Below are 12998 nucleotides of genomic sequence, written 5' to 3' on the forward strand. Positions count from 1 at the left end.
CGAGGCGGAGAAGGTTCGGTGATAATCCGTGAGTGCCAGTGTGACAAAAAGCGTCACGCTGTCCCTCCCGTCTTATCACTCACCTTCTGACCACCGCCTCTCAGCACACTATACTAGGATGGCTTCGAGGCGGAGAAGGTTCGGTGATAATCCGTGAGTGCCAGTGTGACAAAAAGCGTCACGCTGTCCCTCCCGTCTTATCCCTCACCTTCTGATCACCGCCTCTTAGCACACTATATGAAAGAGAGGAACAGTTATGCAAAAACGCGTCATCACTACTTTACTTGTGGTGGCGGGGGCGAGTCTTGGGGTTTCCTTTATGCCGGTTGCTTGGGAAGCAATCAATCAAGGGCAAAACCAATGGCTCAATAATGTTTTCACCAATCTTATTCTTGGAGCACTTATTTTCTTTTTATTATCATTATTCCTGGTGAATCACATTTCCTCTGCCCTGAAGTATATCGAAAAAAAATTAAGTGAGCTCAGTCTGACCTATTTACTCTTTGGAGCGATTGGGACGATTATCGGCTTGCTGATCGGGGTGATTATCTCCTTACCTTTTTACAATTGGGATATTCCTTTTGCTAAAGGTGTCGCTCCTTTTCTCATCATGATTTTGCTAGGTTATCTAGGCTTTCAAATTTCCACAACAAGGATTGAAGAATGGAAAAAGATTTTTACTTCCAACAAGAAAAAAGCCGAAGAAGCTGCTGAAGCCCAACAAGAGATGTTGGAGCGTAAGGCCGACGATCATTTTCGCAAATATAAGATTTTGGATACTAGCGTAATCATCGATGGGCGCATCTATGATATTGCCAAAACTGGCTTTATTGAAGGGACGATCTTGATTCCTAACTTCGTCCTTTACGAACTGCAATATATCGCCGATTCCGGTGATAGCTTGAAACGGGTGCGGGGGCGTCGAGGCTTAGATATTTTAAATGCTTTACAAAAAGAATCCGGCATCTCAGTTGAAATGTATGATGGGGATTTTGAAGAAATCCAAGAAGTCGATAGCAAGCTTTTGAAATTGGCGAAGCTCTTGGATGGGACGGTGGTCACTAACGACTACAACTTAAATAAAGTCGCCGAATTTCAAAACGTGCCGGTGTTAAACATCAATGAACTAGCCAATGCGGTCAAACCGGTAGTCATTCCTGGTGAAAATATGGATGTGCTGGTGGTAAAAGCTGGGACTGAACGGCAACAAGGGGTGGCCTACTTAGACGATGGGACAATGGTGGTGGTGGAAGATGGCCAACACTATATGAATGAACGCCTGACTGTTGTTGTCACCAGTGCTTTACAAACGGCAGCGGGACGCATGATCTTCGCCAAACCTGCTCATTCTAGTCGAGGCATTGATAATAAAAATGAAGCAGTCAACAGCAATTATGACAACCAACAAGGCAGCCATTCAGCTACTGGAAATAGTAATGGGAGTGGGAAAAACAATCGACACAACCGCAACAATCGTTAAGGATACTTGATATCAGACTCGTTACCTCAGTCATGTGGGAGGTGACGAGTCTTTTTGAGACGATTTCCACTTTTTAGCGATAAAAGGCGACGCTCATTCAGTAGGTATTTGCCAGCGTGGCGATTATGCGACGAATTATTTGAAAGCGAGCTCGTCTTTTTCTGAAAAAAAGCCTTGCTTATCATGGCAATCAATGAACTTGCCCCGTCATTTACTTTACTAATGAAGCTTTTGAATGTAAAATTACAAAGAATAGGCAACCTAAATTCCAACCAAAAGGAAGAGATAAGATGAGTAAAATTCGTGTACGTTATGCACCAAGTCCAACTGGCCATTTGCATATTGGCAATGCCCGGACAGCATTGTTCAACTATTTATTCGCCCGTCACAATGGCGGTGATTTTATTATTCGGATTGAAGATACTGACTTGAAGCGAAATATTGCTGATGGGGAAAAATCACAGCTCGAAAACTTGGCTTGGCTGGGGATGGACTGGGATGAATCTCCCGAAAATCCAGGGGCATATGGTCCCTACCGCCAATCAGAACGTCGAGATATTTACCAACCATTAATCGACCAACTGTTGGTATCAAATCGGGCTTACAAGTGTTACTGTACGGAAGAAGAATTGGAAGCTGAGCGAGAAGAACAACGGGCTCGTGGTGAAATGCCTCATTACGGTGGCAAATGTGCCCACCTGACACCTTCTGAACAAGCCGCTAAAGAAGCAGCTGGCTTAGAACCAGTGATTCGTTTCCGCGTACCAAAAAATACCGAATACGCCTTTACTGACATGGTTAAAGGGGATATCCACTTTGAATCAGATAATGTCGGTGGCGATTTTGTCATCCAAAAACGTGATGGCATGCCAACTTACAACTTTGCAGTAGCCGTAGATGATCACATGATGAAAATCACTCATGTCTTGCGGGGTGACGATCATATCGCCAACACACCAAAACAAATGATGATCTATGAAGCATTCGGCTGGACCCCACCACAATTTGGCCATATGACGTTGATCATCAACTCAGAAACTGGTAAGAAGTTGTCCAAGCGGGATGAGTCCATCTTGCAATTTATCGAACAATACCGGGAACTAGGCTACTTGCCAGAAGCGATGTTTAACTTTATTGCGCTTTTAGGTTGGTCACCAGTCGGGGAAGATGAAATCTTCTCCCAAAAAGAATTGGTGGAAATGTTTGATCCTAAACGTTTGAGTAAATCTCCTGCGGCCTTTGATGCGAAGAAATTGGCATGGGTGAACAACCACTACATCAAAGAAATGGACTTGGATACATTGACTGACATGTGCTTGCCATTTTTGGAAAAAGCAGGTCGCGTGGAAGCCAATCCTTCCGAAGACAAAAAAGCTTGGGTGAAAAAAGTGGTGGCGTTGTATCAACCACAAATGAGTTTTGCAGCTGAAATCGTGGAACTTTCGGGCTTGTTCTTCGGCGAACACGACGAACCAACTGAAGAAGGCAAAGCCATCATGGCACAAGAAACGACACCGGTTGTCTTGCAAGCCTTCAAAGAACAATTGCAAGCCTTGACTGAGTTCACACCAGAAAATATCATGGCGGCTATCAAAGCTGTTCAAAAAGAAAAAGGGATTAAAGGTAAAAACCTTTACATGCCAATCCGGATTGCGACTTCGGGCCAAATGCATGGACCAGATTTACCAAATACCATCGCCATCATGGGTCTGGAAGCAACCATTGAAAAATTGGACAAAGCGTTAGCCTAATTTGGGGTTGAAGCAATAAATAGACTAGCTGGCACGTTTTTCGCTAACAATCATAAACACGTTGAACAGACGAAGTACCATCTAACCAGTTTTACAGAGAGATTGCTCTTAGCTGAGAGGCAGTCAAACGAAGGATGGGAAATGCATCTGGGAGTGGAGTCGGTCAAAACCGGCTACGGCAACGACCGTTACCCATTTTAAGACAGCAAGTTTTTGTGATTTTCCTTCTTTTAGGGAAGGGGGCAGCCTTGTTGTGAACAAAAGTGGGACCACGCGGGGGCGTCTTTTGGAGTAGGGAAACCTATTGCAAAGGCAACTCCGCGTGTTTTTTATAGACTTGGTATGATAAAATAGGCCGCTTATTTGGGGAAGGCAGATTGAATACCGTTGACGCTGTGTGAATTAGTTAAGAAGTGCGCACTAACAAGGGGGGGAGTATGCATGGGGTGGATTAAACGAGCGATTCAGACCACTAAGGCCAATGATCCGGCTGCTCGGAGTACGTTGGAAATCGTTTTGACGTATCCGGGATTTCATGCCTTATTTTGGCATCGTTGGTCACATTTTTTGTATCGTCATCAACTATTTTTATTGGCGAAACTAAACGCGCAGTTTTGGCGTTTCTTGACAGGGATCGAGATACATCCAGGGGCCCAGATTGCCTCAGGTGTCTTTATTGATCATGGCATGGGTGTCGTGATTGGGGAGACGGCGGTAGTGGAGGAAGATGTGGTTTTGTTCCACGGAGTGACCTTAGGAGGCACTGGCAAAGACCAAGGAAAGCGTCATCCCACTGTTTTAAAAGGAGCAATGGTGGCGGCGCATTCGCAAATTTTAGGGCCGATTACCATTGGTCGTAACAGTAAAATCGGGGCTGGCTCAATTGTTTTACAGGATATACCTGACAATGCCACAGCGGTAGGAGCTCCTGCCCGCGTGGTGAGATTGAATGGAGTGAGAGTAAAAAATGATTAAAATTCATAACACGTTGACTCGTGAAAAAGAAGAATTTAAACCTTTAGAAGCTGGTCGGGTCAAGATGTATGTCTGCGGACCAACTGTTTACAATTACATCCACATCGGCAATGCTAGAAGCGCCATCGCCTTTGATACGATTCGCCGGTATTTTGAATACCGGGGCTATCAGGTGGATTATGTTTCCAATTTTACCGATGTGGATGATAAGATTATTCGAGTGGCCAAAGAGTTACAGCAGACGGCACCAGAAGTGGCCGACCGTTTTATCGCTGCTTTTCAAGAAGATACGCAAGCTTTGAATGTTTTACCAGCAACGGCTAACCCGCGAGTGATGGATCATATTGAAGACATCATCGAATTTATCCAAGTCTTGATTGACAAAGGGTATGCTTATCCGGTGGCGGGGGATGTTTATTATCGTACCCGTAAGTTTGCAGCATACGGTCAACTGTCGGATCAGTCCATCGATGAGTTGGAAGTTGGTGCCAGCCAGCGCACGGGGCAAGAACAAGCTATCAAGGAAGACCCGCTGGATTTTGCTCTTTGGAAATCCGCAAAACCGGGAGAAATTTTTTGGAATGCGCCATGGGGTCAAGGACGTCCCGGCTGGCATATTGAGTGCTCGGTGATGGCGACGAAACTGTTGGGAGATACCATCGATATTCATGGGGGAGGGCAAGATTTGGAATTTCCCCATCATGAAAATGAAATCGCCCAAAGCGAAGCGAAAACGGGGAAGAAATTTGCTAATTATTGGATGCACAACGGTTACGTGACTATCGGAGAAGACGATGAAAAAATGAGTAAATCCTTGGGTAATTTTGTCACCGTCCATGAAATGGTGGCTGCGGTGGATCCACAAGTGTTGCGTTTCTTTATGGCGACTACCCAGTATCGGCGGCCGATTCGCTATAGTGAACAAACCTTACAAGATGCAGCCAATAATTTGCAACGCTTGAAGACTGCAAAAGAAAATGCGGAGTTTCGGTTGGGGCAAGCAGTCGCGACCTTGCCGGAAGATGAGGCTCACTTGGCAGCTTTAGCGGAGTTGGAAACAGCTTTTGTCACTGAGATGGACGATGACTTCAATGCGGCGAATGGTATCACTGTCGTCTATGAATTAGCCAAATGGTTGAATACTTACAGTGAGGCCCCAACTGTTTCAACGGCAGTATTGGAAGTGGCTTTGACCAAATTTGCGGCTTGGTTGCAAGTCTTCGGTATCGTATTTGCTGCTGAAGAATTGTTGGATGAAGAAATCGATGCCTTGATCGCCGAACGAAACCAAGCGCGAAAAGATAAAAACTTTGCTCGTAGTGATGAAATTCGTGACCAGTTAAAGGCAGAAGGGATTATCTTGGAGGATACTGCTCAAGGGACCCGTTGGAGAAGAGACGCATGAGAGATTATACCCAGTTAAACGGACTGGCATTAGCCTATGTAGGAGATGCCGTCTATGAAGTGTACATTCGTGACTACCTAGTGGAAAATGGGCAAACCCGCCCCAATACCCTCCATAAGATGGCCACCCATTATGTTTCCGCTAAGGCCCAAGCCATGCTGATGGAAGCCATGCTGGCTACAGATTTATTGACAGAAGACGAAAAATTATTTTATCGGCGAGGACGCAATGCTAAAAGTCATACCAGTGCTAAAAATGCCGATGTGACTACCTATCGGGTGGCTACCGGTTTTGAAGCTTTGATGGGCTATCTCCATCTCACCAAGCAACAAGACCGCCTAGACGAGCTAGTGGCGTGGTGTATCGCGAAAGTAGGTGAAAGCAATGAAGGAAAATAAACGGCGACAAAATAACAAAAATCTCCGCGGCAATAATCAAGGCAAATCAAAATGGTTGGAAAAGGGCCCAAACCGAGAACGTTCACCAAAAAAAGTGAACCACCCAGCAAGCTCTGACCAAGTATCGACTCCTGAAAATGAGAATTTTGTTTTCGGGCATCATGCAGTGATGGAAGCCTTGAAACAAGGACGCGGTAACAAATTATTTATCTTAGAAGATGCTCGTGGGGCGAAAATCGATGAATTAAAACAAAGCGCCCAAGAGCAAAGCGTACCAGTAAAGTGGGTACCTAAACAAAAATTGGATACCATGAGTGACAACGGCGTCCACCAAGGGATGGTTTTAGCTATCACCCCCTATGAGTATTTGTCTTTGCCAGAACTATTGGAAAAAACGACAAATCCAGAACCTTTCTTTTTGATTTTAGATAATTTGGAAGATCCGCATAATTTTGGTTCGATTTTACGAACTGCCGATGCCGCTGGAGTGGATGGTGTGATCATTCCCAAACATCGAGCGGTTGGTATTACGCCCATCGTTGTGAAGACGTCGACGGGTGCGGTGGAGCACGTTCCAGTGGCGCGGGTGACCAATTTAAGCCAGGGCATCAAGGAACTAAAAGCAGCCGGTTTTTGGATTTTTGGCACCGATATGTTGGGCACAAACTATACCAAATGGAATGCTCGTGGGAAAATCGCCTTAATCATCGGTAATGAAGGCCGGGGCATGAGTGCTGGTCTTGCCAAAGAAGTGGATGAAATGTTGACGATTCCCATGATTGGCCATGTGCAAAGCCTCAATGCCAGTGTGGCTGCGGGACTTTTGATCTACGAAGCTTTCAATCAACGAAGCACAAACGGTGGTGCCCCCTCATGAAAAAACAGCTGTTGATTGTCGATGGCTACAATATGATTGGTGCCTGGCCAGAGCTGGTGCTATTAAAAAAACAAGACAAGATGGAAGATGCCCGAGACGCGTTATTAAATCGCTTGTCCAATTTCGCAAAGTATGAAGGCACGGAAATTATCGTGGTTTTTGATGCTCAGTTTGTACCGGGAATTACCACTCGTTTCACCAAATATCAGCTGGAAGTCGTCTTTACGGAAGAAGGGGAAACCGCCGATAGCTACATCGAGCGAGTCGCTGGTGAACTGAATACCCGCCTGACGCAAGTAACGGTGGCGACTAGCGATTTGGCGGAACAATGGGTGATTTTCTCCCAGGGGGCTTTGCGGACTTCCGCCCGGGAATTGTATAAGACGATTGAAAAAACGGAAAAGCAGATTGCCGGCCATCAAGAGGATTTGAAGTTTGCCGACTTTCGCCGCAACTCGCCGTGGACGGCTGATCAGCTAGCTGAATTGGGACAGAAATTGGCCGAACTATCCTCTAAGCGAGACAACAGCAAGTAGTGTCGGTAAAAGAAATGGAATCAACGCACGGACAATCTGTTATTTTTAGTTTAAAAAAAGGCAGCGGCGCCGAGCAATTGGCGTGATGGTAGCTAGATCGGCCAAAGCTAAATAAAAGCGAGTTTGGCTTGACTAGCTCATCTTAATGGTGTCTGTTTAGATGAATTCTATGGGCAGAGGCACCTTTAGTTGACTTTGCGAATTCAAGCTTAGAGACGGTGGTCTACGCTTCACACTCTAAGCCATCTTATGGGCTACTGTCACCTCGATGCGACTTAGCTAAAGGTCGCCTTTTCATAGCATACCCGCTATCTCTTCAAGAAAAAAACGTTAGACGCAAGTCATAGCACGAATTCATCGAATATTGATAAACCGGGTGGCCTTCTTCGGAAGCAAGGGCACCCGGTTTGTTTGTATCTCATGGATAGTACTATTCAACTTGGAGGACTAAATGAAGCCTTTTTTATGTAAATTTTTTAGCTAGACCACTTAAAAAATAGGTTTTCTTAATCTCTGACACTATTGGCAGCGCTTTATTTAGACCGGCTGATTGGTGCAAAATAATAGATGTTTTATGAGAAAATCCCTTTTGGCAATATGTTACGCTTTTTCTACTAGAAAAGGTTAGGGGGAAAGAAAATGAAGGAACGGGTAAGGTATTTGGTACTAGAAGCTAAAAAGGGCTGTGAAGATTCATTAGAAGAGTTGTTTTATATGTATCGTCCAATCGTTTTCCGTTTGCAGGGGATGTATTTTTTGAAGGATTTTGATGGAGATGATTGGCTGCAAGAAGGCTTGATCTGTTTTTATGAGAGCCTCCAACGCTACAATCCTAAAGTGGGTGCCAGTATCGGTATTTATTTTAAGCGAAATTTTGAAAATCGTATCAAAAGTCATCTGCGAAAACAAGCAGCCTTGAAGCGTAAAGGAATGGTGGGAGCCATTTCTTGGGAAGCGATGATCGAAGACGAGGGCCCGGATGCGATTCGTTATACGTCTTATCGACAGTGGGCGCCAGCTGCCGATGATCAATTGGTGGCGGAAGAGAGTTTGGCGGCTTTTTCCGATAGTTTATCTCCTTTAGAGGAATGTTGCTTTGCCGATTTTGTTTTAGGGACGAATGCTAAGGTGACAGCCAGGAATCTAGATACGTCAACAAAGCGGACCAACGACGCGTTGGAACGTGCACGACGAAAATTTTTTAACTGCTTTCATTCGCAATAAAAGTTATTGAAAACGTTATCTTTTTTGGCGGAGTAGCTACCATTACATACTCCTGTCTGGTGGAGAATTGTCCCTTTCGTGGGAAGTTTTGCAGTATTTTCGAAAAAATGGTAAACAGTGATTGTCAGCGGCTTTTCGTTATGATAAACTTGAATTTTTTACTTGTATATGGTATAATGGCTTCTGAGGTGAACGCGATGCCAACAACTTTAGCGTCAATCAAGAAAGACTTGGAATGCCGTATCGGTAGCGAAATCATGTTAGTAGCTCAGACAGGCCGCAAGCGTCAAACAGAACGCAAAGGCGTGTTGACAGAGACCTATCCATCTGTGTTTGTGGTGGATTTAGATCCCGAAGAAAATTCCTTCGAGCGAGTCTCCTATAGTTATTCTGACGTGTTGACCCGCACTGTGGAAATCGAATTTCTGGGTTAGTAACAAATAGAATTAGGGGCTTAACCATCGTGGTTGAGCTCTTTTTCTATGTAAAGGAGAGTAAGATGAACGGTCAGAGAAAACACTTCAATGAGTTAACTACAGCAGAATTTTTCGCGATTGCAAAGCTACGGGTGGCCGTCTTTGTGGTAGAGCAAAACTGTCCCTATCAAGAAATCGACGAAATAGATAAGGAGGCTTGGCACGTCTGGCTGACGGCGGAAACTGGTGAAATCGCAGCTTACGGTCGTGTGTATGGCAACCAAAGCAGCAGTCATCTGGGTCGAGTTTTGGTGAATGAAGCTTATCGAGGGCAACATCTTGGTAATCATTTGTTGGAAGAACTGTTAGCAGTGGCACAAGAACATTTTCCGCAAGCACCCGTGGTTATCAGCGCCCAAGCCCATCTCCAAAATTTTTATGGCAATTTTGGTTTTCAACCGACTTCGGACGTTTATTTGGAAGATGGTATCCCCCATATTGAAATGCGTCGAGAATCGTGAAAGCCGCGATTGATAAATAAAAAAATGACAGCCGGAAAATCCGTCCGACTGTCATTTTTTATTAGTTGCAAGCTTATTCGGGGTTAAGCTTCTGGTTTTTCTGGATCTTTTGCTTCAACCTTCACAGCTGTTTCCGCTGGTTTTTGGGCAGCGACTTGGGCTTCCAACAGGTCGCGGATATCAGACAAGAGGGCTTCAGTCGTCACGATTTCCGCTTCTTCCTCTTCTTCCACACCATTTTTACGAGCAGCCATCGCTTTGGCTTTATTGGCCGTTTTGACGATTAAGAATAAAACAAAAGCGGTAATCAAAAATGTAATAATCGCACTAATCACAGCGCCAAACGCAAAGGTATTGCCACGGTATTTCACGTCGAGAATATTCATGGCGTCATCCAAATTTTTGGTTTTGAAGAATAAAGAGACGAGCAATCCAATCAATGGTGTAATTAAACCATCAACGACTTTAGTGACGATGGCGGTAAAAGCTGAACCAATCACGACACCAACCGCCAAGTCTAAGACGCTCCCTCGCATGATAAACTCTTTAAATTCTTTGATCATTTTCCTTCCTCCTTGATTTTTTATGGTTTCGCCAACCGGCTGCGAGATCGAGATGAACCAAATCCGATGCAGTCAACGAAAGCCGATTAGGCATTTCGTTTTCAGTATAACGAAGAAGTGGAAATATGAAAAATGATACGACTAGTTGTGGATGGCTTTCAATGGGTTGAGTCAGGGGGTTGTGCTATAATTTAGTGAAAATGTATTGAAAAAAACCACCAGTAAAATGGCTTTTTCAACTTGAATCCTCCTTTAAATAAATGAAAGGGGCAATACCTATGACCCAGGAAATCCAACCGGGAGTTTTTTTACATGTACTCCCTACTGAAAAATTTAAAACCGTCCGCTTTATGATCCGTTTTTCGGCGCGACATACTAAAGACAATGCGGGGGCCCGGACGTTACTGACCTCTCTTTTGGAAACCAATAGTCAAAATTACCCGACGCAAACCGCTCTTTCTAGTCGATTAGCGGAACTTTATGGGGCTAGTTTTGGTGTGGGGATGGCCAAAAAAGGCAATTTACACCAAGTCAATGCGACGTTGACGCTAGTCAATGGCAAGTACGTAGGCGATGATGCCCTTTTGGCTCAAGGGGTAGCCTTTTTGCGGGAAGTCTTGTTTGCTCCTAATATCAGCAATGGCCAATTTGATGAGGCAATTTTTCAAGTAGAAAAAGAAAATATGTTGTCTTATATCAAGAGTTTTGCTGAAGACAAACAAGCCTACGCTTCTTTACAGTTGCAACAGCTGTTTTTTAAAGAAGACGCTGATCAACAAGTACCAAGTTTTGGAACATTGGCGACGGTATCGGCCTTGACTGCTGCTGATTTGGTGACGACTTATGAAAAGATGGTGCGAGAAGATCAAGTAGATATATTTGTTGTGGGCGATGTGACCGAAGACGAGATGCTGGCTTTGTTTGCTCCATTGCCGTTTCCAAAAGGGGAGCGGGTGCATCCAGAAATCTTCTTCAAGCAACCCGCCATCAATTATGTCGAGGAAAAGCAAGAACAAGAACCCCTTACCCAATCCAAACTTAATTTGGGTTATCGCAGCGAGATCTACTATGGCCAACTCAATCGCTTTGCTTTGATGGTTTTCAACGGGTTATTTGGCGGCTTTCCCCATTCACGACTATTTATGAACGTCCGAGAAAAGGAAAGCATGGCTTATTATGCTTCCTCTAGCTACGATAGTTTCCGTGGCTTTGTCAATGTTCAAACGGGGATCGATGCCACAAACCGCGAGAAAGTTCTGCATTTGATCAGCGAACAGTTAATTACTCTGCAAAAAGGTCAAATCACTGATGAGGAGTTGGAACAGACCAAGGCGATGTTGAAAAATTCCTATCTGTTGTCTTTGGATAGTCCGCAAGCGTTGATTGAAGCAGACTATCTAGACAATTGGTTACCGGAATCTGTCATGGATGACGAGACCTTTTTGCGCTGTATCGATGAAGTGACAGTGGCCCAAGTGCAGAAGGTGGCCCAATCAATTCAGCTACAAGCCATCTATTTCTTGGAAGGAGAGGGAGCCAATGCGTAAAATCGACTATCGCCAAATTAACGAAACCTTGTATACGGAAGTGTTGCCGAATGGGTTGACTGTGTACCTATTACCAAAAGCGGGCTTCCACAAAACCTATGGGCTATTTTCCACGGACTACGGCAGTATCGACAATCAGTTTGTGCCTCTTGGCAAAACGGAAGCCGTCCGTGTACCAGATGGCATTGCCCATTTTTTGGAACACAAAATGTTTGAAAAAGAAGCTGGCGATATCTTCCAAGTTTTTGGGAAACAAGGGGCAAGTGCTAATGCCTTCACCAGTTTTACTAAGACGAGCTATTTGTTTTCAGCTACGGAAAATATCCGCTTAAATTTGGAAACCTTGTTGGATTTTGTACAAGAGCCTTATTTCACCCCAGAAAGTGTCAATAAAGAAAAGGGCATCATTGGTCAAGAAATCGGTATGTATCAAGATGATCCTTATTTTGTGCAATTTTCGGGACTATTAGAAAGTTTGTACCCAGAGCATCCCTTAGCGGTGGATATCTTGGGGACGGTAGCAACCATTGATCAAATTACTGCTGATGACTTGTACTTGTGTTACAACACGTTCTACCACCCTAGCAATATGAAATTGTTGGTGGTGGGCAATATCGATCCAGAAGAAACTATGGCTTGGATCCGGGAAAACCAAGCCGGTAAAGATTTTCCAGCGGTGGAAGCAGGGAAAATCCAGCGAATCTTTCCTGAGGAGTCCTTGAGTCAAATCCGATCTGAAGCTAGCCGGACCTTGCCGCTAAGTCGCGGGAAAGGGGCGTTAGGAATTCGGGGAAGACTGGCCGATTTACCCGTAGATTCGCGGGAGTTGGTGCGTTTTCGTTATGCGGCCAACTTATTGTTGGCGCTGTTGTTAGGCAATACTAGTGGAAATTATTTGCGCCTGTACAACGAAGGCTTGATTGACGATTCCTTTGGTTATGAATATACCTTGGATCGTGGGTTTCATTTTGTAGGACTTTATGGGGATAGTGATCAACCAGAAGCAATGATTGAGGCGCTAAAAGAAATCTTGTTTAATTTTGCCAAAGATCCCGAGGTCAACGAAACCAATTTGGAATTGTTGAAGAAGAAAATGCTAGGAAAATATTTCCAATCCTTGAACTCCTTAGAATACATCGCAAATCAGTTCACTCAGAGCCAATATGGCGATTTGACGATTTTTGATGTACCAGAAATTATTCCAACAATTACGTTACAAGATGTCTTGGCTGCTGGGGAAACTTTGTTACATGCTGAAGCTAGTGGCGTCTATTACCTTTATCCAGAAGAAGGTGCCAATTAGCC

Annotated in this window: 13 protein-coding genes and 1 other annotated feature; of the genes, 12 read left to right on the top strand and 1 reads right to left on the bottom strand. The window is 44.5% G+C overall.

Annotated features, from left to right (window positions below; all coding sequences use genetic code 11):
• Positions 1–256 precede the first annotated feature (256 nt).
• The 10 genes from ACO03U_RS05560 (at position 257) to ACO03U_RS05605 (ending at position 9583) form a co-directional block, all read left to right on the top strand.
• Positions 257–1480: a PIN/TRAM domain-containing protein gene (locus ACO03U_RS05560; protein WP_161869393.1), complete on the top strand. Its 1224-nt coding sequence runs from the start codon at positions 257–259 to the stop codon at positions 1478–1480.
• Between the two features lie 290 nt (positions 1481–1770).
• Positions 1771–3231: a glutamate--tRNA ligase gene (gene gltX, locus ACO03U_RS05565; protein WP_161869392.1), complete on the top strand. Its 1461-nt coding sequence runs from the start codon at positions 1771–1773 to the stop codon at positions 3229–3231.
• A 52-nt stretch (positions 3232–3283) separates the two neighbouring features.
• Positions 3284–3521: a binding site (T-box leader), on the top strand.
• A gap of 151 nt (positions 3522–3672) precedes the next feature.
• Complete coding sequence (gene epsC / locus ACO03U_RS05570; protein ID WP_161869391.1) at positions 3673–4206, top strand: serine O-acetyltransferase EpsC; 534 nt, start codon at positions 3673–3675, stop codon at positions 4204–4206.
• Complete coding sequence (gene cysS / locus ACO03U_RS05575) at positions 4199–5611, top strand: cysteine--tRNA ligase (protein ID WP_204686263.1); 1413 nt, start codon at positions 4199–4201, stop codon at positions 5609–5611. The genes epsC and cysS overlap by 8 nt, the downstream gene beginning before the upstream one ends.
• Positions 5608–6009 carry a Mini-ribonuclease 3 gene (locus ACO03U_RS05580; RefSeq protein WP_161869389.1) on the top strand — a complete coding sequence of 134 codons (402 nt, stop codon included), beginning with the start codon at positions 5608–5610 and terminating at the stop codon, positions 6007–6009. The genes cysS and ACO03U_RS05580 overlap by 4 nt, the downstream gene beginning before the upstream one ends.
• Positions 5996–6886, top strand: a complete 891-nt coding sequence (rlmB, locus tag ACO03U_RS05585; RefSeq protein ID WP_161869388.1) for a 23S rRNA (guanosine(2251)-2'-O)-methyltransferase RlmB — start codon at positions 5996–5998, stop codon at positions 6884–6886. The genes ACO03U_RS05580 and rlmB overlap by 14 nt, the downstream gene beginning before the upstream one ends.
• Positions 6883–7422 carry an NYN domain-containing protein gene (locus tag ACO03U_RS05590; RefSeq protein WP_204686261.1) on the top strand — a complete coding sequence of 180 codons (540 nt, stop codon included), beginning with the start codon at positions 6883–6885 and terminating at the stop codon, positions 7420–7422. The genes rlmB and ACO03U_RS05590 overlap by 4 nt, the downstream gene beginning before the upstream one ends.
• Before the next feature lie 639 nt (positions 7423–8061).
• Entirely contained in the window at positions 8062–8646 is a 585-nt protein-coding gene (locus tag ACO03U_RS05595; protein ID WP_204686259.1) for a sigma-70 family RNA polymerase sigma factor, read from the top strand.
• Positions 8647–8843: 197 nt separating this feature from the next.
• Complete coding sequence (locus ACO03U_RS05600; RefSeq protein ID WP_161869385.1) at positions 8844–9080, top strand: Veg family protein; 237 nt, start codon at positions 8844–8846, stop codon at positions 9078–9080.
• 65 nt (positions 9081–9145) lie between these two features.
• On the top strand, positions 9146–9583 hold the full coding sequence (locus ACO03U_RS05605) for a GNAT family N-acetyltransferase (protein ID WP_161869384.1): 438 nt from the start codon (positions 9146–9148) through the stop codon (positions 9581–9583).
• Between the two features lie 83 nt (positions 9584–9666).
• On the opposite strand, the gene mscL is transcribed toward ACO03U_RS05605, so the two are convergent.
• Positions 9667–10146 (bottom strand): large conductance mechanosensitive channel protein MscL, encoded by a 480-nt coding sequence (gene mscL / locus ACO03U_RS05610; RefSeq protein ID WP_204686257.1) that lies wholly within the window; start codon positions 10144–10146, stop codon positions 9667–9669.
• A gap of 278 nt (positions 10147–10424) precedes the next feature.
• Here mscL and yfmF point away from each other — a divergent pair, with 278 nt between their 5' ends.
• Both yfmF and yfmH read left to right on the top strand, forming a co-directional pair.
• Positions 10425–11693 carry an EF-P 5-aminopentanol modification-associated protein YfmF gene (gene yfmF / locus ACO03U_RS05615; RefSeq protein ID WP_204686247.1) on the top strand — a complete coding sequence of 423 codons (1269 nt, stop codon included), beginning with the start codon at positions 10425–10427 and terminating at the stop codon, positions 11691–11693.
• The gene (gene yfmH / locus ACO03U_RS05620; protein ID WP_204686239.1) at positions 11686–12996 is read left to right on the top strand and encodes an EF-P 5-aminopentanol modification-associated protein YfmH; all 1311 of its coding nucleotides are present in this window, start codon (positions 11686–11688) and stop codon (positions 12994–12996) included. The genes yfmF and yfmH overlap by 8 nt, the downstream gene beginning before the upstream one ends.
• Positions 12997–12998 lie beyond the last annotated feature (2 nt).

The sequence above is a fragment of the Enterococcus diestrammenae genome (genome assembly GCF_049384045.1).
In the GTDB taxonomy this organism is placed as follows: domain Bacteria; phylum Bacillota; class Bacilli; order Lactobacillales; family Enterococcaceae; genus Enterococcus_C; species Enterococcus_C diestrammenae.